Here is a 23,230-nt window from a genome sequence, read left to right as displayed (position 1 = left end):
AGCCATACGTTTTTCCGCTTATCCAGTCGTTTTTGCCCTCATCAACGGCTCAGTTTCACGCCCCTGTTTTCCCTGCATATTGCGGGGTTTTATTCGCGGTCGCGGTCGACCTGTTTGACCAGATCCAGGTAGGCGTACTGGGTGCCGTCGCGCTGGCAGGTGATCCCGGCCGCATCCCCGGTCGCCTCGGCGTAGCGGCGCAGGATCACCGAGGCGTACTTCTCGTCCAACTCCATGAGGTAGGCGATGCGGTCGGTCTGCTCGGCGGCCATCAGGGTCGAACCGCTGCCAGCGAAGGTGTCGAGGATGATCGCGTTGGCCTGGGTGGAGTTGCGGATCGGATAGGCCAGCAGGTCCAGCGGCTTGCTCGTCGGGTGGTCGGAGTTCTTTCGCGGCTTGGCGAAGTTCCAGATCGTGGTCTGTTTCCGGTCAGCGAACCACTTGTGCTTGGCTCCCTGCTTCCACCCGTAGAGGACCGGTTCGTGCTGCCACTGGTACGGCGAGCGTCCCAGCACGAGGGAGTCTTTGACCCAGATGCAGCAGCCGGAGAGCTTGAACCCGGCATCGATGAACGCTTTGCGGAAGTTCAGCCCTTCGGTGTCGGCGTGAAACACATACGCCGACCCGCCCTTGTCGAGAACACCCGCCATGTTGGTAAACGCCGCGAGTAGGAACTCGTAGAACGAGTCGGCCTTCATCGCGTCGTTTTTGATCGTGAGCCCGTCGGAGGACTCGAAGGCGACGTTGTAGGGCGGGTCGGTAAGCACCAGGTTCGCGCTCTTGCCATCCATGAGCACCGCGACATCGTCTGCGTTGGTAGCGTCCCCGCAGACCAGCCGGTGCCTGCCGATGGTCCAGATGTCCCCGCGCTGGACGAAGGAGGCGGCCTCGAGCGCGGCGGTGAGATCGAAGCCGTCATCGGTGACCTCGTCATCGTCGAGGGAACCAATCATCGCCTGGATTTCGTCATCGTCGAAGCCGGTGAGCTCAGCATCAAAGTCGGCCGCGTCCAGGTCGGCGATGAGCAGGGCCAGCTTGGATTCATCCCAGTCGCCGCTGATCTTGTTCAATGCGACGTTCAGGGCCTTCTCGCGGGTCTCGTCCAGTTCGACGACCACGCAGTCAACATCGGTATGGCCGAGGTCAGCGAGCACTTTCAGGCGCTGGTGGCCGCCGACGACGTGACCGGTGGTGCGGTTGTAGATCACCGGCTCGACGTAACCGAACTCGGTCAGCGACCGCTTGAGTTTCTCGTAGTCCGCATCGCCGGGCTTCAGGTCCTTACGCGGGTTGTAGTCGGCGGGCTCGAGCTCACTGATGGGTAGCTGCTTGATGAGCACGGTCCTTCACCTCCGTCTTGAGCTTGTCGGTAAACGGCAGCGTCCATTCCCACTCGCTCAGACCATGTCCCATGTGCCCGTAGGTGGACAGCTTCGCGTAGATCGGAGAACGCAGGTGCAGGTGTTCGATCATCGCGGCCGGTCGCAGCGGGAAGACCGCCTGGGCGGCGTCGGTGAGCAGCCAATCCGGGTGCTGACCGGTGCCGAAGGTGTCGATGCGGAACGCGACCGGGTCAGCCTTACCAATCGCATAGGAGATAGCGACGTGGCATTCTTCGGCCAGGCGCGCATCCACCACGGTTTTCGCGATGAGCCGCGCCATGTACGCGCCCGTTCGGTCGACCTTGGAGGGGTCCTTACCCGAGAACGCGCCACCGCCGTGCGGGCCGAGCCCACCGTAGGTGTCGACCATGAGCTTGCGTCCGGTCAGCCCGGTGTCAGCGGTGGGCCCACCGGTGACAAACCGACCGGACGGGTTGACCAACACGCGCTCAGCCGTGGCACCGGGCAGGTGCGCCTCGATGGCCGGGGCGACGACCAGCGTGCGCACCTCCCGTTCAAGCGCCTCGGGGTCTTTGTCTGCATTGTGCTGGATTGAGACGATCACGGTGTCGATGCCGACCGGAGTGCCCAGCTCGTCGTAGACCACACTGACTTGGGATTTGCCGTCGGGGCCGATCCCACGGATCGTGCCGTCGGTGCGGGCTGTATCGAGGCGGCGGCAGATCTCGTGGGCGAGCACGAGCGGCAGCGGCAGGCGCTGGGGCGTCTCGCTCGTGGCGTACCCGTAGACGGTGCCCTGGTCACCCGCCCCCAGGCTCGCATACGCCGACTCATCACCTGCACGCGCCTCGATGGAGGTTGTAACACCTGCGCCGATGTCGGCGGATTGGCGGCGCACCCACACGTAGATGACAAACCGGTTCGGGTTGTACCCGGCCCGGCGCAGCGCCTCCCGCGCGCAGGCGCGCAGCTGCGGCCGGATGGTGGTGGTGATCTCGCCGGTGACGATGATGCGCCTGCCACTCGCCATGACCTCAACGGCCACGCGTGCCGCCGGGTCGCGGGTAAGGATGTCATCGAGGATGTGATCTGCGATCAGGTCGCACAGCTTGTCGGGGTGGCCGATACACACAGATTCAGCACTTCGCACTACAGACACGCGAGGGCTCCTTTCACAAATGCGAACAACAAGAAAGCCCGCCCGGGTGCCGGGCAGGCCAGAAACGAAACAAGCGGGATGAGGGGCCTTAGGAGGAGGCTTTGAGCAGCTGCTCCATGACCTCATCGCCTGGCGTGGTGCCGGAGTAGTCGGTGGTGCAGGTGGCACGCACGATGTCGAAGATCTCGTACCAGTACACGTTGGCCTGCTTGCCGAACGACTGCGACATGGCCACGAACGGGCTGGCGATCGCAGCGCCCGTGGTGGGGTGTTTGCCGAGCAGACCGAACTTGGAGATTGCCTGCTCGCACTGGATGTATCGGGCGAACGCCTGCGCGTACTGCTCAATTAAGCGTTTGGAGACGAACTCGGTGCAGCCGCGTTCATCCAGCCAGTTCCAGGTCTCCCGGTAGACCAGGTCCGCACCGAGCGGTTGGCCGTCGCGCTGCTCGGCCGACAGGTATTCGCTAGGTTCAGGCATCGTCTCGCCTGCGAGCAGCGCACCATCGCCGATGTCGGTGCCGTCCAGGTCGAACACATCGAGCTCGGCCGGTGTGGTGAGCCTGGTGGCAGGTCGACCTGAGGCGAGCTTGTCGTTCAGCGCCTCGGGTTTCGCCCCGGCACGGACTCTGCGTCCGCCTCGGTTGGTGCCGTCTTTGGCCACGACGTAAACCTCCTCTAGGGCGTGTTGCTAAATCCATTGGAGGGTGGCGGAGAGGTAGATTCCGGCCGCGTAGGAGCGGGCGGTCTTGTCGAACCGGGAAGCGAGCCCTCGCCACTGCTTCACTGCGTTGAAGCATCGTTCGATGACGTTGCGCCCTTTGTAGCGTTCCCGCTGCTCGTTGCCGAAGTCGATCGGTCGGCCCGGCCTCTTTTGACGCTTCTCGATCTGGTCAGCGCGCTCGGGGATCGTGGCCTTGATACCGCGCTCGCGCAGCCAGGCACGGTTCTTCTTCGACGGGTACCCCTTGTCCGCGAGCACCCGGTCCGGCCTCGTGCGCGCCTGGCCTCGCCCGGGGACGCGGATCTCGTCGAGCACGCAGGTGAACACGCTCGTGTCCGCGACCTGTCCACCGGTCAGCACGAACGCCAGCGGGCGAGCTCGCCCATCGCAGACCAGGTGGATCTTCGTCGTCAAACCACCTCGTGACCGGCCGATCGCGTGGTCACACGGCTCCGGCCCGGATCTCTTGTAGTTCGATGGAGCCCCCTGTGCCCCGGGGCAGGGTCGCACCGTGCTGATGCACACGCGCGATCGATGAATCCACCGACACGACCCAGTCGACCTCGCCCGCGAGCGAGGCCCGCCGCTGGACATGGGTGAGCAGGTCCTCCCAGACACCCTCGGTCGCCCATCGGCGGAAGTTCTTGTAGATCGTGTTCCAGTTCCCGAAACGCTCGGGCAGGTCCCTCCATGCTGACCCCGTCCGGAACCGCCACGCGGTCGCCTCAACCACCGTGCGCCGGCCCACCGGCGGGCGGCCCCTCGTGTTCACCGCAGGGAACACGTCCCCGATCAGCTCCCAGACCTCGTCGGTGATGACACCTCTCGACATGACTCCAGCATCACCCACGCACCCCGGAACACCATTTAGCAACACGCCCTAGTGCTTCCTCGCCGTCCTGTGTTCTAATTGGGTATGGCCCGAGCGAAAACGAAAACGGAACTGCTGACAGCAACCACCTCCCAATGGGACGTGCTGCAATCATTGATTGACTCCATGCGGCCAGAGATAGAAAGCGTCGGCTTGTTTTTCGGCGCTGACTTCGACCGTCCTGAACCCCACTGGGGCAGGGACAAGAATCTGCGCGATGTCCTTGCCCATCTCTATGCGTGGCAAAAAATGCTGTTCGACTTCGTTGACGCCAATCAAAACGGGACTGCCCGGCCATTCCTGCCCGCACCTCACACGTGGCGGACCACGCCATCCCTAAACATGGAAATCTGGGAGCACTACCAAGACACGTCACTGGGCGACATACAGGACATGCTGGGCTCGAGCCATTCCCAGATCATCGAGCTCATCGAAAGCTTCACCGATGAGGAGCTGTTCACTAAAAAGTACTTCCCGTGGACAGGAACCACCTCGTTGGGCTCCTACCTGGTCTCAGCAGCACCCAGCCACTACGACTGGGCCATCAAGAAACTGCGCACCCACCAGAAAGCCAACAAGGCAAGCCCGAAAGCCCCAAACCAGACACCGTAAAACGCACCAGCTCAAGACGGCGGGTCAATACCCGGTTTGATTCGTGGATTTTGTGCGCGGTTGGCCCCGCCCGCTGAGGAGCAGCCCAGCTGTGGAGATCCGCTCGCCCCCACCCCCTCGGCAAGCGCGCCACGTCGCCTCGTGCCGGGCGAACGGGGTCGAGGTTGGCACAGGTGAGGGTCGGCAGGGAGGCCGCGACAGGCGGGCACACAGCGCTTTTTAGTAGCTGTAGACCCGAGGGGCTTGCCGCCACCGGTCGCCATCGAGCGCGGACTGGCGCGAGTGGCACGGCTTGCACAGACTGCGCAGGTTCGACTCGTCGTGGGTGCCGCCGTGGTCGAGCGGGATCACGTGGTGGACCTCAGCCACGGGCGTGTACCGGCCACGGGCCAGGCAGTCCTCGCACAACGGGTGGGCTTCGACGTAGGCCGCGCGGATCTTTCGCCACCGGTGGTCGTAGCGTCGGTTGATCTTCGGGTCGCGCTGGTAGTTGCGGTAACGGGCGTCCTCTTCCTTAGCGTGGGCCGGGCAGAACCGGGTGCCGGTCAGCTCGGGGCAGCCGGGCTGGGAGCACGGGCGCTTGGGTTTGAAAGGCATCCGTCTCACCACCCTTGTCGTTCATGGCAACGACCCCCAGACGAACCGTGATGATTCGTCTGGGGGTCGGGACCTACTTTTCAACCACTTACAGCATGCGACAGGCACACCCTGAGAGTCATCCCCTCTTTGCGACACTCATGCGCGCCAATGCTTCAGTCTCTGCCGAACAAGAGACGCGCGAAGCGGGCAAGGGCGCGCTGCTTCTTGGCGAAGGCAGTCTTGCGTTCGACGTAGAAGTGTTCGGCGACTTTGACGGCGGCGTCCTCGGCGGAGAGGTCGTCGAGGAAGAAGACCTCGAGGACCAGCCGGTCATCGTCGCTGAGGCTTTCCCAGGCCGGGTTGAACCAATCCATGTAGGCCTGCGCTTTTTGGTTGCGGGCTTTGAGCGCGTCGAGGTTGTCGAGGATCGAGCAGACTCTCGCTTCACCGGCGTGCGGGTTGTTGCCCCGTGGCAGGCCGTCGAATCGGGGTGAGCCGATTGAGGTCAGTGAGGCTTTGAGCTCGTTGGCGTACCCGTCGCCTTGCTGGAGAATGACAGCTTGGGTTGCGTAGTCCTGGAGGACGCCGATGGCGGCTTTGCGGTAGTCGAAGTAGTCCCAGATGGGGTGGTCGTTCATGAGTGTGCCTGCTTTCCCAGAGTGTCGGCGACCGCATTGATCAACGCAGCCTGTGTCATGTCTTTGTTGTCCAGCGCGGCCAGTACCGCCTCATCGAGGGTGTGGTCTGCGGCCAGGTGGGTGATCGTCACCGGCTGGTCTTGTCCCTGGCGGTAGAGCCTCGCGTTGGTCTGCTGGTAGAGCTCCAGGGACCAGGTCAGGGAGAACCAGACCAGGAGGTTGCCGCCTTGCTGGAGGTTGAGCCCGTGCCCGGCTGAGGCCGGGTGGATGAGCGCCAGCGGGATCTCGCGGGCGTTCCACGCCGCGATGTCGGTACTGGTTGTAAGCTCCCGGGCCTGCGGGAACCGTTCGGTGATCCGCTGCAGGTCGTGTTTGAACCAGTAGGCCACGAGCAGCGGCTGGCCATTGGCTGCCTCCACGAGGTCTTCGAGCGCGTCGAGTTTGCGGTCGTGCACCACTACGGTGTTGCCGTCCTCGTCGTAGATTGCACCGGAGGCCAGCTGTAGCAGCTTGCCTGACAGTGCTGCGGCGTTCGCGGCGTCGATGACCTGCCCGTCGAGGTCGAGCACCATCTCATCTCGCAACCGCTCGTAGGCTTTGCGCTCCTTCGGTTCGAGGTCGACGAGCGTCGTGGTGACCGTCAGCTCAGGCAGGCGCAGGTAGTCGGTGGTGCGCATCGACAAGGTGATGTCGCTGATCGCCTCGTAGATCTCGTCCTCAGCACCGGGTGCGGGCTTGTAGGTGAAGATCTGCTGGCCGTTTCGCCGATCGGGCACGAACCAGCGGTTGCGGTAGTGGGTGATGAACCTGCCGAGGCGCTGGCCCTCATCCAGCAGACGGAACTGCGCCCACAGGTCCATCAGCCCGTTGGCTGCTGGCGTGCCGGTCAGCCCCACGATCCGGGTGAGACGTGGCCGCACGGCTGCGAGTGCTTTGAACCTCTGCGCCCGGTGGTTCTTAAACGAGCTCAGCTCGTCGATGACGACCATGTCGAACGGCCACGTGTTGCCGAGATGTTTCACCAGCCAAGGCACGTTCTCTCGGTTGATGACGGTCACCATCGCCTCGGCGGCAAGCGCATCCACCCGCTGGGATTTCGACCCGACGGCGACCGCGATGGTGAGTCCTGCCAGGTGGTCCCACTTGGTAGCTTCGGCAGGCCAGGTGTCGCGGGCGACCCGCAGGGGTGCGACGATGAGGACCCGGCGGGCCTGGAAGGAGTCCAGTAGCAGATTCCAGATGGCCGTCAAGGTGATCACCGTCTTGCCTAGGCCCATCCCGAGGAGGATCACGGCCTGCGGGTGGTCTTCCACAAACTGGGTGGCCTGTCGTTGGTAGTCATGCGGCTCGTAGCGCATCAGCCACCTCCTTTGTGCCTTCGACGCTGTCGACGACGACTACGTCCATGCCGTGGTCTGTGAGTTGCTGGATGCGGCGGCGTTGGATGGGGCGTGGGAGGCGTCCGGGTGCTTTGAGTTCGACGAAGATGACGCGTCCACGGTGGATGCAGATGCGGTCTGGAACCCCTGCGGTGCCGGGGCTGGTGAATTTCCAGCACAGGCCACCGATCGCCTTAACGGCTTGCTTCAAGTGTTGTTCGATTGCGTGCTCGTTCATGGTTCATGTCCTCTCGTGTGAGAGGCCCATGACGACCTATGACGATGCGATATGGACTTTTCCTAAGGGCTATATTTTCTGCCCTATAGCAAACTCACATATGGGTCGTCATAGGTCGTCATAAGGCCCGTCTGTCTTAGTTGTCGAACTCGTTCTTCAAGGCCAAACCGTGGACGAACATGCCGTGCATCGTCCTTTTACGTGTGAAGCCGTGGTGTTCGACGGTGGCGTTGAAATCGACCATGGGACGCGCCCACCCGGAGGTCGACATCGCCCACGCCCGATAGGCCTGATACAAATCCCCGGCCCGTTCCGACAGCCCCGGGTCAAGGTCGCAGTTGGCGTCAAGGAACTGAGCGAACCAGTTGTTCTCTTCCCGATACGCCGCTGATGCCTCCACCACGCGGGCGGGAGCCTTGAGGTGGTAGTCCTCGGCGTGGATGAGGCGCGCGCCCTCCATAATCCAGGCCAGGATCGCCCCGCCTGCCTGCGTGTAGAGGTAGTCGGCATAGTTCTTGATGTCGGATGCGCCTTCGATCTTCGCCTCGAAGGGGATGACGATGAGCCTGCGCCAGATGCCCGCATCCATCGCACCCACCCTGGGCAGATGGTTCGTGTAGAGAGTCAAGGTGTGCGATGGGGTGAAGGCAAACGGTGCCTTGTACTTCTTCTCCGCGTAGATCTGATCGGTGGAGGCCAGCTGCTTGACCACGGAGGTGGACATGCGCACGCCCTCTTCGGACTCGGCGGAAATGATGAGGCGTTTGCCTTTGGCCTCAGCCAGCTCCGGTTTAACGTTGCGCATCCCACCGATCGTGAGCACATCAGCACTCATGTTGCCCGCGTAGGTGCCCAGCACCCTCGCGATCGTGTTCCAGAACGTCGATTTGCCGTTACGACCATCCCCGTAAGCGATAACGAGGGCCTCGACGAACACTTGCCCGATCGCAGCCAAACCGACGATGCGCTGCACGTAGGCGATGAGCTCAGCATCGCCCTGGAAGAACACCTCGAGGGCTTCCTGCCACAGGTGCGCCCCGTCGGTGCCAGGGTCGAGGCTGGTCTGCTTAGTCACCAGATCCGCCGGGTCATGATCGCGGCGCGATGCGGCTCCGTGGCGCAGATCGTAGGTACCTGATGGGGTGTTGAGCAGATACGGGTCTGCATCCAGCTGCTCAGGGGTGGTCAGCAGCATGGGGCGGGCTTCTTTCAGGCAGTTGGTGATCCCGCGCGATTCGCGGCGTTTGAGAGCGTAGGCCGCATAGGTTTTCGCGTCCTCGAACGCGGCGAACGCCTTCTGCTGGGCGGCGTTGAACATGGCCTGGGCTTTCGCCTTCGACATCGACGCCAACAACATGGCAGCCCCCGTGGCGGCGAGCTGGTCTTTGGCGTCTTCGAGCAGCTCGTGGGCCTCGGCCAGTTGGCGTTCGGTGAGCTCCTGGGCGACGGCTTGGGCTGCGGGAGCGGATTCGTACCAGACACCGTCGTAATAGACGAGCCAGTCGGTGGCCTCCGAGGAGCGCAGCGAGTCCGGGTACGCCTTGGCTAGGGCGTGGGCTTGGCCGACGTCGCTGTAATCGGCGGGTCGTACAGAATCCAGGCTCGCCTCAAAATCCTCTGGTGGCACATACCCGGGCTGGTTCTCGACCGTCTTGGCGAACCGGGTGGCCGACCGCCAGATCGCCTCCACCTCCGCCTCGGGCAGCGGCGGGTTGCAGCGGGCGGCCTTACGGTCAAACAAGTCGCGCGCCTCATCAGTCGTGCCGAGGCGAATCAGCAGCCTGCCAGCAAACCTCGACAACGTCGCATTCCGGGAGCCTTCCTCGATGGACTGGGTGGCGTCATCCCACTGGGCGAACACGTCCTCATCGACCGCGTCGGCAAGCCAGGCGTCGATGGTGCGTTCACCCTCGACCACGGTGACACTCGGATCATCATGGCCGTAGATGAACCGGCCTGCGTCGATCGCGTTAGGGTCGAAGAACTCAAACCGGGCGGCGAGCTGCTTTTTCAGCCCCGCATAGGCGTCAGCATCAGCCACGGGGTTAATTGGGAAGTAGACGTGGAAGCGGGGTCTTGCCGACTGGGCACCTTTCGCCTTTTGGTGGTTCCTGCTGGTGGCGGTCATCAACGCCACACCCGGCAGCCGCTGCGTCAGCGACTCCGGGGTGACCCATGTGGCCTGGTTCTCGGTGTGGGAGTTGTCGACGTCCATGACCAGGCAGTTCGAGGTCACGAAACTGCCAGCCGAGCGCCTGCCACCCACGTACTCGGCAACCACATGATCCAACCGCGTAACCGCCTCCAGGTCGGCTGCCGTGGTCACGATGTGCGGGTTCGGGTAGTGGGCGTTATTTTGCTGGCTTGCCACCTGCGCGGTGAACATCGTCATCGCCTTCATAGGGTGACCTCCTCAAAGTCGGCGTCGAAATAGGTGATCGGCAGCTCGAGGTGGTGGGCCCATTCGATCTCGGCGCGCATCCCTGCCGAGACACGGGCCGTGTAGACCCAGATCGCCTCGCACTTGCTCAAAAGAATTCGGTTGAAAAACATCGCCAGCTCGCGGTCGCTCGCGTCGGTGTCGTCCATGAACTGCGGGAACAGCAGGTGCGGGGCTAGTGGGATTTTGTTCTGGGCCACCGCGTGAGCACACAACGCGCGAGCCAGCCCCACGTTGTTCTCTGTGTCACCGGAGTACGGCGAGCAGATGTAGACCAAGGGCCGGTAGCCGTACTCGGCGCGCTGGAGATTCTTCAGCGCTGTGAACGCGGTGGGATCTGGGTAGCCCTCCGTGTTGTGGGGCGAGAAACCCAGGTCGGTGGTGAGAGCAGTCGTCGTCATGCCGCACCGCCGTCCTGTTCGATGACCGGCAGCAGGCCGAACTGGTTCTTCAACAAGTCGTAGACGAACAAACGGCCCTTTTGGGTCCAGTACATGTGCGTGCGGGTCTTGCCCTCGTCGTATTCGTGGGTCTTGGACTGCGTGTAGCCCTGCTCGGCGAACCGGGCGTAGAGGAACCAGCGGCCGGACTGCCTGAACTGCACCCCGGCGTCGTGCAGCAGCAAGTTCAGCTTCTTCGCTGACAGCCCATAGTCCTTGGCGATCTCCGTGATGGTCAGCAGGGAATCCGACTGCAGCACCACGTCGTAGTAGGAGACCTTCGGGGCGGCCTCGAGCAGGGCTTGCTCGGCCGCTAGTCGCTTGGCTCGCTCGGAGCGAAGCTGGACGATGGCACGCTCGAGGAACTCGTCGTTGTCCAACAGCTCGTCGATGGCGTACACGCCGTGGCGGCGGATCGTGGGGAGGACCTCGTCGACAACCCAGGCTTCGAAGTCCTGGGCTGCGGGGAGCTTGGAGGAGAAGATGAGCCGGTACAGGTCACCTTCGGTGATGAACCTGGCTTCTTGAGTGCGCCCGAGCGCATCGACGATGGGGTAACGAAACGGAACCCCACGGCAATGATCCTGAATCGCCTTGCTGGTATTGGTGTATCCAAGCGCCGTGACCACATCACGGCCACAGAAATACACCTTGTCCTCATGCTCGACAGTTCGGATCGTTCCAAAGGCATCGTTGGTGAATACCTGAAGATCTCTCGTAGCCATGACTGGCTCCTTCTAAGAGCCAGGATTGACGTGAATTCCAGCAAGCCACGGGTGCGGCCGCGTCGGGCTCTCACGCATACGCCCCTGAGCGCGCAAGAATCCGGACACCCGGGTCTTGCTGAAATACTCAGGCCACTCGCTCACATGAGAAGCTGGAGCGGTGATGCAGTCCGATTCTTTCTCCCAACGCTCGACTATCCGCAGTATTGCGAATGTCCTGGCAAGTACCGATTTGCCGGGCCTAAGCGGAAGCCAAATCGACGAGCTTCTCCTCGACATTGGTGCGCCACCGCGTGTTGCCGGGAGTAAGCGAGAAGGACTGTTTGGCGCGCTTACGGAAGGAATGTCCGCAGCGCAAGCAGGTCAACTCACTCGTGAGTTCATAACGACTGCGATGAGCCCGGCACGGCATACCACCGATCGTCAGCGTTGGAATGATTTGCGCCGCTTGCTCAACAAGGTGCTGGCGACCGAAGGATGGCATATCGACGATGCTGGCGAGTTGACCCAACTCGCTGAGGCGGCACGCACATTCGATGATATCGAGCGTCTCACCAGCTCTCTCGTGGAGGAACTTCAGCGGCGCGGTACCCACGAACGCCTAATGGAGTATTGCAGCCAAGAACTGATCGCGGAGTCTCTGTTCCACGCGATATCCGAGGCAGCCAAGTCGATCCCTGACCGCATCCGCATCCTTACTAGCTTGACAGACGATGGTCAGGAGTTGTTCGACGCAGCTTTGGGAACAAACAATTCTGCCCCTAAGCTCGTGATTAATAGCTTTTCCACGGAGTCGGAAAAATCAGAGCACAAGGGTTTTAAGAACCTGCTTATAGGGATCCACGGGCACTATCGCAATCCCCGCGCTCACAAAACCCGACTAGGTAGTGAGGAAGGTAAACATGACTTCCTCGATGCCTTCAGCTTGTTCTCCTATGTCCATCGTCGCCTCGATTCCGCCCAGCAATATCAGTCCTTCATGTAGAAATCACACGCGTACCCGTCTGCCTCTAGCGGCAACCCTGCTGCCCAGTCGGGCGCGGTGGACATCAGCTTGCAGATCTCGTCCACGGTGGCCGTGGCGGTCTCCACGACGATCTCGTCATGGACGTGCATGACGATCCTGTGCCCAGCCTCAGCGACCTGGTGCATGGCGTACGTGAGCAGGTCTCGGGCGACGGCTTGGACGATGTTCTCGGTGAGTTTCCCACCGTAGGTTTCCAACTGGCCCCACTTGCGTCCCGTTGTGATGCCCTCGTGGGTGATGCTGGTGCCACCGAACCTGTTCTCACCCAGCTTGGGTTTCACGTAGGCCAGGCGACGTCCGGAGGGCAGGCGGATGAACATGATCCCGGACTCCACGGTGAAGGTCAGCGCACCAACACTGGTCGGCTGGCGGGTGCTGATCGTCTCGATGGCGGCGGCGTTGATGTCGGCCCACAGTTGCACAACGCTGGGGTTGGCTGCCCGCCACGCATCGACCAGCGGCTGGAGCTCGGACTCGGCGAGCCCCATCCGCAGCGCCCCCATGGCTTTCAGAGCTCCGACGCCGCCTTGATAGCCACAGGCGAGCACAGCGATCTTGCCCTTCTGACGCAGCTCGGCGTTGGCTCCGTGCTTGTCGACGGGGACACCGAACATGCGGCTCGCGGTCTCGCAGTACAAATCCTTCCCGTCACGGAAGGCCTCAAGCGTGGTGGTCTCGCCTGCAAGCCACGCGATGACCCGCGCCTCGATCGCGGAGAAGTCGGCCACCACGAACCGGTGCCCGTCGGCGGGGATGAAAGCAGTGCGGATGAGCTGCGAGAGGGTGTCGGGTACGGAGTCGTAGAGCAGCTCCACGGCTTCAAAGTCTCCGGTCCGCACGAGGCTTCTGGCCTCGGCCAGGTCTGGTAGGTAGTTGCGGGGCAGGTTTTGGACTTGGACGAGGCGGCCAGCGAAACGTCCGGTGCGTCCTGCCCCGTAGAACTGGAGGAACCCTCGTCCGCGCCCATCACGACCTGTCACGTGCTGCATCGCCTCGTACTTCTTCACCGACGACTTCGCAAGCTCACCGCGCAGCAAGAGGACCTCACGCACCTGGCCGGTAGCGGTGTCGAGCGCGGCGGCGACTTCGTCTTTCGTCAGTGACTGCAAGGGCGCGCCGTGAGCGGCGAGCCAGTCCTTGAGCTGGATCGGTGAGTTCGGATTCTCCAGTCCCGTGAGCTCTTGTGCCCGGGCAAGCGTGGTGGCGCGGTGCTGCCGGTCGCATGCCACCGCGTGATCCACGAGTACCCGGTCGAGCCGGATGCCGGTGTCGTTGACGTTCTGGTCGAGGGCGTAGGTGTCCCACTCGGACGCTGGGAGCGGGAAGTCAGCCAGCCTGTCGTGGATCGCGAGCTCCACCTCGACGTCGCGCCGGTTGTAGGAGATGAACTGCTCCCACCCGTCCGGGTCGGACGCAGGCGGGTTGCGCATCCCGCCCAGGTTGAAGACGCTGGGTGTGCCCGGGGTGCAGAACTGGCGGATGAGTTTCTTACCTGCACTGTCTTTGCGTACCGGCAGGTGAAGGACGGTGGCGACCTGGTCCAGGCTCATCGGCAGGCCGAGGTATGCGCTCCAGACCATGGTGCAGCGCCACTGCGCAGGATTGAGAAATCTGCGGCCCGCCATGAGCTCCGGGTACTGTCGGGCGAGCCAGCTTGAAAGGCAGATGCGCTCGAACGTGGCGTTGAACGCCCACTTCACTACGAGCGGGTCAACCAGTGCGGACAGCACCTTCTCGGGCAGCTGGTGTCCGTTGGCGAGATCGACGACCTCGACCGGGCCGCCGTCGATCGAGTAACCGAACAGCAGGAGCTCGAAGCCGTCGTGGTCGGCGTAGGGGTACACCCCGGAATTCGCCAGGTTCACCGGTGAGAAGGTCTCGATGTCAATGAAGAGTTCACGCATGCGCGACAGCTCCTAGAAAACAATGGGTGCTGGGAGGAGACCACCTCCCGGAAGTGGGCGTGGTGTCCTCCCAGCACGGGTGAAGGGTTAGCGGTCGTGGTCAGCGCGGTACTTCTCGAGCTCAGCCTCGGTATCAGCCATGAGCTTGTCGATGCGCTTGCGATCCTGGCGGATTGCCCGCCGTTCGGCAATCACAGAGGAGACCTTGATGACGATGAGACCGAGGACAGCGCCAACGAGCAGTGCCACGACTGTGGTGGTGTTTGCGGACAGCGCTGCTGAATAACACTCGTTCATGATGCTTCTCCGCTCTTCTAGTTGAGGAAGTCGTCCGAGGCTGCTGCGAAGCCTCCGAAGTCGGCCTCTGCGCTGATCCGGTTGCCGCCGAGCGGTTCGCCATCACGCAGCTTCTGGATGTTGCCCAGCCCGCAGGCGATACCCCGGTTGCCGTTCGTGTTGAACGCGTAGAAGCTGATGCTCACTCGCGCGTAGCAGCCCGAGTAGACCTCGTTGGCGTCCAGGATCGGCTGCAGGTCCGTACCCACGACCTGGGGTGGGGTGGTCGAGTTGGCGTTGACGAACATCGCGTTCGCATAAGCCTCATCATCGCGCTCGATATCACCATCACGCAGCGGGAGCTTCAAGGCGGCCTTGTTCGGGCGCTTGCCACCGAACTTGCCAATCCCAGCGTCGATCGCCGCGTCGATGGCGCGCTCGATCTTGGCCAGGGTCTCGGTGTCAGACTTCGGGATGATCAGGGACACGGAGTACTTGGGCTTGCCGCCCTGGATGGACTTTGCCTCGAAAATGTTGGCGTAGGACAGGCGAACTTCGCCGGTGACCACACGGGTCGGATTTGTTGCAGACATCTTGTCTTACCTACTTTCTTGTTCGTTACTTGATTGCAGTGAATTCATCTGTTGCCGACTGGATCTCCAGTGCGGGCCTCTTATCGGACTCGGGCACCAGCGTGGGCTTACCAGCGGGTTTGACCACGAGGTCCCCGAGGAGATCGGAAAAGCGCTTCTTGCCCAGCTGCTTCTCCAGCGCGGTGATGGTCTTGAGCTTGCGATCCCACACGTCGACACCGGCTGCCTCAGCTGTCTGGGCGACAGCGGCCTCGTCGGAGTATTTGCGGATCGAGCGGCCCTCGACGAGCTTGAACCCCGGCCAGGTCTTGCCCTGGTTCACCGCCAGCGACAGCGCGTGCGCTTCCACATCGGCAGCCCACGCCTTCAGGTCCGGAAGCTGGGCCAACACCTGTGCGATCTCGGCATCGCTGAACTCGGCAGGGGGTGCGAACTCGTACTTGGCAAGCGCAAGGTTCGCCTCGGCGCGCGTCCGGCAAGTGGGTGCGAGCTTGCAGAACCGGCACCACTCACCAGGAGCGAACTCGCCATCCCCGCTGGCAGCCAGCGCGGCACGAGGCTTGACGACCTGTTCCGCCCACGCCTCTAGCTCGGCCACCGGAGCCCTCCAGGTTGAGACGTTCGAGCGTCTCGGCTGGAAGATCGTCACCGCCACTTCGTTGATGTCGTACAGCGACCCGAACGCGTTCAACGCTCCGAGGGCATAGAGCATGAGCTGCGGATTGTGCTCGGCCTCGACCATGACACCCTGGCCGTACTTCAAATCGATGATCTGAAGCGTGGGCTCGGCGATGATCACGCAGTCGCCGGTACCGAACCCACCCGGCACCACATGGGAGAAATCCAGGCGCTGCTCGATGAGCACCTGCGGATCAGCACACACCTGCCGCACATCACGCAGCCGTTCCTGAACGAAGGCCACGTAGTCATCCGTCAGGGCATCCATCTCCTCGTCATGCCAGCTCGAGACCGGCTTCGTGGTCGGAGCGTCATGGAGTGCTCGGCGCAGCTTCCACTCCGCGAGCTCGTGAGCTGCGGTTCCTTGCTCGGCAGCCTGCGAGGTGGACTCCGGTAGCCCGGCCTCCAGCGTTGCCGACGGCGGGCAGGCAAGCCATCGGTGTGCTCCCGAGGCGCTGAGCAGTGCGTGCTGGTCAGGCATCAGCAATCGCCTCCGCCTGCTCCAGCAGCTGCCCGAACTTGGAGGGGTCAACCTCGGAGAGCTTGTTCGCGCCAGCGGCCTGGATGAGCTCACGAACCTGCGCGGTGTGGCCTGCCTGTGACAGGCGCGCTAGCACCGTGCGGACCTGCTCCAACGTCACCCGCACAACCTCCGGGACCGGGGCCGGGGCAGGTTCCGGGGCTGGCGGCTGGTGAGCCGCTACGTACTCTTCGGCTGCAGCTTCCAGTGCTGGCTGGGCGAGCTGGGCTGCGGCGATCGGGCGAGCCCCCGACATACCAGGGTGATCCTCGAACGATTCCCACGCGGCCTCTTCGATCGCAGAGGCCAGCATCGTGACCCCCTCCGCGATCCGGTTCAGCGCCGGGATGTAGCGGTTCGCTTCGGTGACGTTCACGCGGCATCACCACCACTCTGGGTAACGCCGACGGCACGGGCCAGCGCCATGAGATCGTCGTCTGGGCGGATGATTTCTACTGAGCGGACCTGGTTGCCCGGCACGAGAACGGTGAGCTGCTGGGGGTTGCCGAGCAGCTTGCGGGCGATCCTGCTTCGGATGCTGACCTTGCGGGTAGAGACCGCAGCGTCAGGTTCGGGCTGGTCAGTCAACGTGACCTTGAGGCGATGATTGGACATCGTTTCCTCCTTGTGAATCAGATGAGCGTCGGTTTGTGCTGGCCTTCATGTGGGCCGGGCACTCATACGCCCCCGACGGGAGCTAGATCCGGACATTCCTGCTCGATGAATTCGCGAAGCTTTTTCAGAGCCCGCTTGACCGAGCGCCCGATGCTGTTCGCTCGCTTGGCCACGTCGGCTTCGCCTGCACCGGGCAGCTCCTCACGCGCGATCTCGACGAAGGAGAGCCCTTCAAACACGTGCAGGCGGATGTGCTCGGCTTGCTTGGTGCTGACCTGAGACAGCAGCCAATCGACAACCAGCTCACTGTCGATCTGGTCTTCATGAACCAAGACGTTCAGATACTGGGGTCCGTCGTGGACCTCGACTTCCCAGTCGCTATAGGAGAGGTCGCCACGGTTTCGAGCGTTCTCAACGGCACGAAAACTGCGGTAGGCAGTGCGCAGATATGCGACTTTCCACTCCGGCACGTACGTCGGGTCGTAGAGCAAGGAGAGAACCTCATCGGCACTCAGGCCAAGTTTCTCGTCGCCAACGGGTGGGTCGACGAGCTCGATCCACGCATAGTTCTGGGTGCCGTCCTTCGAGATGGTCGAAGGCACGTAGATCTGGGTGTAGACCTTGCCGCTGACCTTCTTGGTCCGCACGGAGTACGGCTCGCTAGTCCTTCTATTTGGTTGTGTTGTCAAGGGAATCCCTCCTGAGGAGGGAGACCCGCTTAAGTAAGCAAGCTCGGTGTCGAAGGTTCAGAAGAGATGGGCAGAGAAACGAGAAGGCAGGTACCCGTAGGTCGGGTACCTGCCACTTGCTTCTCTTACGCGTCTCCCTGGTGGTCGACGGCCTTGTGTGATCAGCACGCGGCACTTGTAGGTCACGGAACCGTCGTGGCCACTCAGGTCCCGCAGCCGTCTAGATCACTCACAGAGCGTCCTAGACTCCTTCGAAGGACATCAGCGGTAGACTTAAGATCACGATCTCTAGGTACTCAGCGGACGCCTCCGGAAGTACTTCGAGACTAAAAATCGGGCGAGAAAAAGTCCTTGCCCCGGTTTTGGTGCTGTTTTGGTCCTCTTTTCCCGAGGGAGGTTTTTGATGAGCCAGCTGTGCTTCGCGACCTTTGCGCGCGCCCTGCAAAAGGTGCTCATCCAGCCAGCAGCGAGTTACACCACTCCGACCAGGCAGGGAGCCAAGAAGCCGTCGACGGCGCGACCAAAGATGACCTCAACCGACGCCTACGTCGTAGAGGTGCTCTTGCGCTGGATTCAGGACTTCGCTCCAGTTGCCGACAGGGATGGATTCGACGTGTGGCGCACGCCCAAGACTGTAAGTGGGCTACTCAAGCAGGACGTCGAGCTGCACACCGGCTTCGGGCCCGTTCTGAAGCAACCGGGACTACGTGGGGCTGCACGTGAAGCGTTCGGCAAGATCGCCCAAGATATTGCGCCCATGCGCGAGAGCGACTTCAAAGCCGAGCTGATCGAACTGATCAAAGATGATCCCGAAGTCAGTGCCGACGCCGCAGAAGACCTGCTGTACACCGCAGACCAGGATGACGTGTCTTTTTATGCCGACACGTTCCTATCTGCCATTTCGAGAACGAACAAGAAGCGAGCCAACAATGGCGTAACCGAAGCGGATGTCGTGCTTGCAGCCCGCAATGGAGACTTGTGTCCTGTCTGCCGCAAAGAGCGACTAGTCAAAACTGTCAAAGGCGAACGGCGACCATTCTTCGAGATTGTCTCTTTCACCATTGGCGACGGCAGCGCTGAGACCGACCGGGAAGCGGTGTGTGTCAAGTGCGCCAAACAGGTCTCCACCAATGACACGTTGCTTGAAGTGTCTGATGTCGTAAACAAGCTCCGAGACATTCGAAATCGTAGGATTGCTGCAACAGCACTTCAGGACACCGCGCTCGATTCGCAACTCCACCCAGCGATCGCCTCTGTCATCGAAACGCTTGGGGAACGCATCGTCACCGGAGTCATCCCGGAGCTAACGTTGGACGCGGTGCGAGTCGCTGAAAAGGTCAGGCCCGAGTATTTTGAGCTCGCCGAGCGGATCAAGATTCATGTCTTGAAGTGGTATCGCATCATCGAGCAAGAGTTCCGCTCTCTCGAGGGCGTCAGAGGTCGCAGCAGATTCGACGCGATCGCCGGGCAAGTCGCCGACTTTTACGACCAGGCGTCCCAGCACACTGACGACCAGCAGGCGATATTCGATCAAGTTGCTGATTGGATCCACACCAACTCCGACTCTGTGAACCTCAGCGCGTCGGTCATCGTGACGTGCTTCTTCGTTCAAAACTGTGAGGTGTTCGATGCGATTGCCTAGCAAGGTCACCCCCTACTCGCAGTCCACACTGAGCCAGTTTCCACCGATCCTGACGCATCTGTCCGATCAGGATCTCAGTCCCGCTGCCTTATACAAGAAGGTCAAATCAAAGTTTGCCGACGTGGACGAGTTCGTCGACACGTTGGACTGTTTATTCGCACTCGGCCAGATCGAGCTGCTCTACCCGGAGGAGGTGCTCCACTATGTTGGTCGAGTTTGACAGTGACGCGTTCTTTCACGACAAACAACGCCCCGGCCCGCTGCGCTTAAAAGAAGGACTCAACACGGTTCTCGGCACGGAAAACACTGAAAACTCAATCGGAAAGTCCACCACGCTGCTGGCCATCGACTTCTGCTTCGGCGGTTCTGACTACATCGACAAAGCCAAGGATGTCGTCAAGAACATTGGGCATCACGAGATTCGCTTCGCGTTCCTTCTCGGAGGCGAGACGCACTACTTCCGGCGAGCCACTGACACCCCCAACGCGGTTACCTTGTGCGACAAGGAATACCGAGCACTGCGCACCATGACGCTTGAGGACTTCAAGGGCTTTGTCGGCACCCAGTATGGACTTCAAGAAACTGGCATCACGCTCCGTCAAGCAGTCAGCAACTTCTTCCGCATCTGGCAACGGAAGAACTCCGATGTCGACCACCCGCTTCTTGCGTACCCGCGAGACACCCAGGCTGACGGCGTCAAGCGTCTCCTGAAGCTGTTTGATGAGTACACCAAGCTTCAAGGCTTCATGGCTGCTAAGGAAGAGGCTGTTCGAGAGCTTGATCTGTTCAATGCCGCCGGGCGCTACTACGACTTCCCCCGAGCAAGGAACGTCACCGAGGTCAAAAACAACACCCAGCGAATCGAAGACCTCGAGACCGAACGCGACCAAGCAGGACTCCGCGCAGGATTGACTGCAAAGGATTACACCTCAGCTCAACAGGCAGCCATCAACGAGGTGCAGGCAGAACGCGAGCCCTTGCTGCGGCGCTTCAACCAGATCGGTCGACAGATCAACTCCATGCGACAGGCAAAGGGGATCTCATCTGAGGTCAACCTGACCAAGAAGTTCGATTCCTTGCGCGAGTTCTTCCCAGGGGCAAATATCGAACACATCGAGAGCATCGAGCATTTCCACCGCAGTATCCGTCAGGTTCTGGACTCCGAATTCAAAGCAGAAACCAAGCAGTTGGAAGAAGAACGTGGGCGAATTCAGCAGCGTCTTGACCAACTCAGCGCCCGCCTCGAGGATCTCTCCGTCGCGCCCACGGCAACGCAGGCCGATATCCGTGCCTACAGTGAACTCGATCGCCAGATCAGATCACTGCGCAACGCCAACAAGGCTTTCCATGACGAGCAGCGACTCAGGGAAGCCAAGAAGCAAGCTTCCGAAGCGCTCGACGAAGCATCCGAATCGATCCTGAAAGACATCGAATACAAGCTCAACGGAGCGATGCAGCGCCTAGATGGGGAAATCACCCGCGAGGAACGAACCCCACCAAGCATCCAGATCCCAGCGATCGACAAATACTCCTACGAGATCGAGAACGACTCAGGAACGGGCTCTACCCAACGCGGCCTGATTTCATTCGATCTAGCAATGCTGGAAACCACGCTTCTCCCTGCAGTCGCCCACGATTCGATGCTCGTCCAACCAATCGAAGACCAAGCCTTCGACGGAATCGCGCAGGTGTATGCACGTCAGAGAAAACAGGTTTTCCTCGCGATCGACAAAATCAGCCGCTACTCGGAGGAAACCCGACAGATCTTGACTAAGTCAGCATTCATCCATCTTGAACCCGGACGAGAGCTGTTTGGCCGGTCGTGGAGCAAAAAGAAAAAGAGGAAGGCTAACGACAGTGAGTAAACGAATAGAGTTCGACCTCCAAGTCAAAGCCTCCTACAAACCCTTGTGGAAGCTGCTGGTAGACAAGGAGAAGCTCAAGCAAGACCTGCGCGAGGAAGCCAAACTGTCGTCCACCACGATGGCCAGGCTCAACAACGGCGACAACGTCACCACCGACGTGCTCCTACGCATCTGCCAGGTCCTCAACTGCCAGATCGGCGACATTGTCACAATCATCCCTAAAGAAGAAGCTTAAAGGAACCTGCCCCATGTCTCAGATTGACGTCAAGAAGCAAGTTGATCACGTATTCAGCATCGCCAACTCGCTACGCGGGACATACCAAGCCGACAAATACAAAGACGTCATCATTCCGATGACCATCATTCGAAGGCTCGAATGCGCCCTAGAAGAAACGAAAGATGCTGTCTGCACGGTCTACGAGCAAGACGACTCCACACCCGACGCGATCCTAAAGCAGGTCAGCGGATACCCGTTCTACAACACGAGCCGCTACACCCTAGAGAAACTACTAGCAGAACCTGCACAACTACACCGCAACCTGAAGACCTATCTTGAAGCGTTTTCCCCGAACATCCGCATGATCCTCGACAAGAATGAGGGCCTCGATTTCTTCACTCAAATCGACAAGATGCACAAGGGCTCACGCCTCACGGGTGTTGTCCGCAAGTTTTCTGAGCTCGACTTGGCCCCTGAGCGCATCAACAACGTTGCCATGGGCTACATGTTCGAAGAACTCATCCGCAGGTTTTCTGAGAACGCGGAGGCTGGTGACCACTACACGCCGCGAGAAGTAGTTCGCCTCCTTGTGCGCCTAGGGCTAGCAGAAGGAAGCGAGGATCTATTCGAGCCGGGGAAGAACATTAACGTCGCGGATCAGATGGGGGATTGTTCCTCGGCTTTGAGCGGCTGGCTGGTGGAGCACGATCCGTGCGTGCGGCAGCGCGGCACGTTTGCCTGGCGCGCCAGCTGTCAGTAGTACCGCTCCGACCGATACCGCCTGAGCGACGCATGTTGTTGCGATGCTGGGCTTGATGAACTTCATCGTGTCGTAGATGGCGAGCATGGCACTAGGGCCACCACCTTCGCAGTTGATGTAGAGCTGGATGTCGCGATCCGGGCTGTCTGCTTCGAGATACAGCAGTTGCGCGATCAGGGCATTGGCGACGCCTGCGTCGATCCCAGTTTCCAAATAGACCACGCGTTCGGTGAGTAGGCGGGAATATACGTCCATAATGCGTTCACCGCGTGGGTGCTGCGCGATGACATTGGGAATGGTGTAGCTGCTCATCCCGTTCCACCCGTCTGGCGGTTTTCACCTTTGGCTCCCGATGGTTCGGGGACAAGCCGAGGAAATCGCACATTCCGTCGCGCGCGAAGGCGCCCTCGTCACGCCTCCAGCGGCTATGAGCACTGACCCCTTGAATGAGGCCTCAGGTCTCCGTATCTGCATCGGACGCCCTGATCCCCGTCAACTCGAACGTGGGCTTGCTCGGCTCCGGAAAGTCATTCAGAAGACGCTCTTAGCGCGAAGAACGCGGAGAAGGCCAAGGGGCTCCTGAATGGTCAATGACGGAAACAGCGTCGGAGGGGAGTTGAGTCTATGAACGATTCTCGAGCCGCACGACTCGGTGAGGCATCCTATGCGATCACAGCTGAGACGGCTCATTGTGCGTCAACTCCCGAGGGATACTGCAATCTCCTCGCGCCAGGGCCTTCGGAAGAAAGCTGGTCGTCAGGGTTGAGCACGCGGCATGTATTGAGTGAGAGACACCCACAACCGATGCACCCCACTAGTTCTTCTTCAAGACGTTCAAGTTCCCTCCGTCGCACCTCAAGTCGTTCATGCCAACGTTTGGAGATTCTGCGCCAGTCGGTCTTTCCTGGCATCCGATTCTCAGGAAGTGAGTCGAATACTTGGGCGACTTCGGCCAGTGGAATGCCGAAACGGCGGGCGGCGGTGATGATTCCGATCCGGCGAAGCACATAACGCGGATACCTGCGCTGGTTCCCAGCTGTACGAACAGAAGAAATCAGCCCCTGATCCTCATAGAACCTAACCGCACTCGTGGCGATCCCGGCACGACGAGCAACCTCGCCAACAGTGAGGAGATCGGTCGGTGCATAACTCATACTCGCGACTCCTTGACTTCAAGTTGACTTGAAGTTCTAGTGTAGCCGGTGTGACCTCATCGACACCAGAACATCAGCCACAGCCCACATCCAGCACTCCTCTAACACCCAAATCGGGATGGGGCGCTCTCTTCTCGAAGCC

At 61.0% G+C, this 23,230-nt stretch carries 25 protein-coding genes and 2 pseudogenes; 7 read left to right on the top strand and 20 right to left on the bottom strand.

The features are described 5' to 3' along the window. Nucleotides 1-89: 89 nt before the first annotated feature. The 4 genes from CJEIK_RS06615 to CJEIK_RS06600 form a co-directional block, all read right to left on the bottom strand. A complete protein-coding gene (locus CJEIK_RS06615) occupies nt 90-1,340 on the bottom strand; it encodes a site-specific DNA-methyltransferase (RefSeq protein ID WP_005295556.1) in 1,251 nt (416 codons plus the stop codon). Beyond that, entirely contained in the window at nt 1,312-2,502 is a 1,191-nt protein-coding gene (gene metK / locus CJEIK_RS06610; protein WP_034965033.1) for a methionine adenosyltransferase, read from the bottom strand. Before metK ends, CJEIK_RS06615 begins: the two co-directional genes overlap by 29 nt. Nucleotides 2,503-2,590: 88 nt before the next feature. Then, the gene (locus CJEIK_RS06605) at nt 2,591-3,166 is read right to left on the bottom strand and encodes a P27 family phage terminase small subunit (protein ID WP_005295551.1); all 576 of its coding nucleotides are present in this window, start codon (nt 3,164-3,166) and stop codon (nt 2,591-2,593) included. 27 nt (nt 3,167-3,193) lie between these two features. Further along, nucleotides 3,194-4,058, bottom strand: a protein-coding gene (locus CJEIK_RS06600) for an IS5 family transposase (protein ID WP_370510479.1) whose coding sequence is annotated in 2 segments (ribosomal slippage) — nt 3,194-3,719 and nt 3,718-4,058 — 867 coding nt in all. Because the reading frame shifts where the segments join, the coding sequence is not laid out codon by codon here. A gap of 84 nt (nt 4,059-4,142) precedes the next feature. Between CJEIK_RS06600 and CJEIK_RS06595 the strand changes: the two genes are divergently transcribed. Then, nucleotides 4,143-4,709 carry a ClbS/DfsB family four-helix bundle protein gene (locus tag CJEIK_RS06595; protein ID WP_005295544.1) on the top strand — a complete coding sequence of 189 codons (567 nt, stop codon included), beginning with the start codon at nt 4,143-4,145 and terminating at the stop codon, nt 4,707-4,709. A gap of 219 nt (nt 4,710-4,928) precedes the next feature. Here CJEIK_RS06595 and CJEIK_RS06590 read toward each other — a convergent pair whose 3' ends face one another. From CJEIK_RS06590 to CJEIK_RS06560, 7 genes are all read right to left on the bottom strand, one after another. Beyond that, complete coding sequence (locus tag CJEIK_RS06590) at nt 4,929-5,306, bottom strand: HNH endonuclease (protein WP_005295540.1); 378 nt, start codon at nt 5,304-5,306, stop codon at nt 4,929-4,931. Nucleotides 5,307-5,461: 155 nt separating this feature from the next. Further along, nucleotides 5,462-5,926: a hypothetical protein gene (locus CJEIK_RS06585; protein WP_005295537.1), complete on the bottom strand. Its 465-nt coding sequence runs from the start codon at nt 5,924-5,926 to the stop codon at nt 5,462-5,464. Continuing rightward, the gene (locus tag CJEIK_RS06580; protein WP_005295533.1) at nt 5,923-7,284 is read right to left on the bottom strand and encodes a DEAD/DEAH box helicase; all 1,362 of its coding nucleotides are present in this window, start codon (nt 7,282-7,284) and stop codon (nt 5,923-5,925) included. The genes CJEIK_RS06585 and CJEIK_RS06580 overlap by 4 nt, the downstream gene beginning before the upstream one ends. Continuing rightward, complete coding sequence (locus CJEIK_RS06575; protein ID WP_005295530.1) at nt 7,265-7,543, bottom strand: VRR-NUC domain-containing protein; 279 nt, start codon at nt 7,541-7,543, stop codon at nt 7,265-7,267. The genes CJEIK_RS06580 and CJEIK_RS06575 overlap by 20 nt, the downstream gene beginning before the upstream one ends. A gap of 136 nt (nt 7,544-7,679) precedes the next feature. Further along, nucleotides 7,680-9,944 (bottom strand): phage/plasmid primase, P4 family, encoded by a 2,265-nt coding sequence (locus CJEIK_RS06570; RefSeq protein ID WP_005295527.1) that lies wholly within the window; start codon nt 9,942-9,944, stop codon nt 7,680-7,682. After that, on the bottom strand, nt 9,941-10,384 hold the full coding sequence (locus tag CJEIK_RS06565) for a DUF7768 domain-containing protein (protein WP_005295525.1): 444 nt from the start codon (nt 10,382-10,384) through the stop codon (nt 9,941-9,943). Before CJEIK_RS06565 ends, CJEIK_RS06570 begins: the two co-directional genes overlap by 4 nt. After that, nucleotides 10,381-11,148 carry a phage antirepressor gene (locus CJEIK_RS06560; protein WP_005295523.1) on the bottom strand — a complete coding sequence of 256 codons (768 nt, stop codon included), beginning with the start codon at nt 11,146-11,148 and terminating at the stop codon, nt 10,381-10,383. The genes CJEIK_RS06565 and CJEIK_RS06560 overlap by 4 nt, the downstream gene beginning before the upstream one ends. Before the next feature lie 163 nt (nt 11,149-11,311). Here CJEIK_RS06560 and CJEIK_RS06555 point away from each other — a divergent pair, with 163 nt between their 5' ends. After that, nucleotides 11,312-12,133: a TIGR02391 family protein gene (locus CJEIK_RS06555; protein ID WP_005295521.1), complete on the top strand. Its 822-nt coding sequence runs from the start codon at nt 11,312-11,314 to the stop codon at nt 12,131-12,133. On the opposite strand, the gene CJEIK_RS06550 is transcribed toward CJEIK_RS06555, so the two are convergent. From CJEIK_RS06550 to CJEIK_RS06520, 7 genes are all read right to left on the bottom strand, one after another. Beyond that, a complete protein-coding gene (locus tag CJEIK_RS06550) occupies nt 12,118-14,079 on the bottom strand; it encodes a DNA polymerase (protein WP_005295520.1) in 1,962 nt (653 codons plus the stop codon). The two genes, CJEIK_RS06555 and CJEIK_RS06550, sit on opposite strands and share 16 nt — an antisense overlap. An 87-nt stretch (nt 14,080-14,166) precedes the next feature. Beyond that, nucleotides 14,167-14,376, bottom strand: coding sequence for a LapA family protein (locus tag CJEIK_RS06545; RefSeq protein WP_005295518.1), 210 nt, complete (start codon nt 14,374-14,376; stop codon nt 14,167-14,169). 17 nt (nt 14,377-14,393) lie between these two features. Beyond that, nucleotides 14,394-14,948, bottom strand: a complete 555-nt coding sequence (locus CJEIK_RS06540) for a DUF2815 family protein (RefSeq protein WP_013888887.1) — start codon at nt 14,946-14,948, stop codon at nt 14,394-14,396. A gap of 25 nt (nt 14,949-14,973) precedes the next feature. After that, nucleotides 14,974-16,107 (bottom strand): DUF2800 domain-containing protein, encoded by a 1,134-nt coding sequence (locus tag CJEIK_RS06535; protein WP_005295513.1) that lies wholly within the window; start codon nt 16,105-16,107, stop codon nt 14,974-14,976. Next, complete coding sequence (locus CJEIK_RS06530) at nt 16,100-16,522, bottom strand: hypothetical protein (protein ID WP_005295510.1); 423 nt, start codon at nt 16,520-16,522, stop codon at nt 16,100-16,102. Before CJEIK_RS06530 ends, CJEIK_RS06535 begins: the two co-directional genes overlap by 8 nt. Further along, nucleotides 16,519-16,761 carry a hypothetical protein gene (locus CJEIK_RS06525; RefSeq protein ID WP_005295507.1) on the bottom strand — a complete coding sequence of 81 codons (243 nt, stop codon included), beginning with the start codon at nt 16,759-16,761 and terminating at the stop codon, nt 16,519-16,521. Before CJEIK_RS06525 ends, CJEIK_RS06530 begins: the two co-directional genes overlap by 4 nt. Nucleotides 16,762-16,823: 62 nt before the next feature. Next, the gene (locus tag CJEIK_RS06520) at nt 16,824-17,450 is read right to left on the bottom strand and encodes a sigma-70 RNA polymerase sigma factor region 4 domain-containing protein (protein WP_172453535.1); all 627 of its coding nucleotides are present in this window, start codon (nt 17,448-17,450) and stop codon (nt 16,824-16,826) included. A 403-nt stretch (nt 17,451-17,853) separates the two neighbouring features. On the opposite strand from CJEIK_RS06520, the gene CJEIK_RS06515 reads away from it, so the two are divergent. The 5 genes and pseudogenes from CJEIK_RS06515 to CJEIK_RS11355 all read left to right on the top strand — a co-directional run. After that, the gene (locus CJEIK_RS06515; RefSeq protein ID WP_005295500.1) at nt 17,854-19,092 is read left to right on the top strand and encodes an ABC-three component system protein; all 1,239 of its coding nucleotides are present in this window, start codon (nt 17,854-17,856) and stop codon (nt 19,090-19,092) included. Then, nucleotides 19,079-19,312, top strand: coding sequence for an ABC-three component system middle component 7 (locus tag CJEIK_RS06510; protein WP_005295497.1), 234 nt, complete (start codon nt 19,079-19,081; stop codon nt 19,310-19,312). The genes CJEIK_RS06515 and CJEIK_RS06510 overlap by 14 nt, the downstream gene beginning before the upstream one ends. Beyond that, nucleotides 19,296-20,957 (top strand): DUF2326 domain-containing protein, encoded by a 1,662-nt coding sequence (locus CJEIK_RS06505; protein ID WP_005295496.1) that lies wholly within the window; start codon nt 19,296-19,298, stop codon nt 20,955-20,957. The genes CJEIK_RS06510 and CJEIK_RS06505 overlap by 17 nt, the downstream gene beginning before the upstream one ends. Further along, a complete protein-coding gene (locus tag CJEIK_RS06500) occupies nt 20,950-21,192 on the top strand; it encodes a helix-turn-helix domain-containing protein (protein WP_005295494.1) in 243 nt (80 codons plus the stop codon). The genes CJEIK_RS06505 and CJEIK_RS06500 overlap by 8 nt, the downstream gene beginning before the upstream one ends. Before the next feature lie 13 nt (nt 21,193-21,205). After that, nucleotides 21,206-21,616: pseudogene (locus CJEIK_RS11355) on the top strand (type I restriction-modification system subunit M N-terminal domain-containing protein); the annotation flags it as partial. A 186-nt stretch (nt 21,617-21,802) separates the two neighbouring features. Here CJEIK_RS11355 and CJEIK_RS06490 read toward each other — a convergent pair. Then, nucleotides 21,803-22,246: pseudogene (locus CJEIK_RS06490) on the bottom strand (ClpP family protease); the annotation flags it as partial. 374 nt (nt 22,247-22,620) lie between these two features. Continuing rightward, the gene (soxR, locus tag CJEIK_RS06485) at nt 22,621-23,088 is read right to left on the bottom strand and encodes a redox-sensitive transcriptional activator SoxR (RefSeq protein ID WP_005295490.1); all 468 of its coding nucleotides are present in this window, start codon (nt 23,086-23,088) and stop codon (nt 22,621-22,623) included. Nucleotides 23,089-23,230 lie beyond the last annotated feature (142 nt).

The sequence above is a fragment of the Corynebacterium jeikeium genome (genome assembly GCF_028609885.1).
Taxonomy (GTDB): Bacteria; Actinomycetota; Actinomycetes; order Mycobacteriales; family Mycobacteriaceae; genus Corynebacterium; species Corynebacterium jeikeium.
Note: the sequence above shows the minus strand (reverse complement) of the source record. Positions and strands in the feature narration are given on the sequence as shown.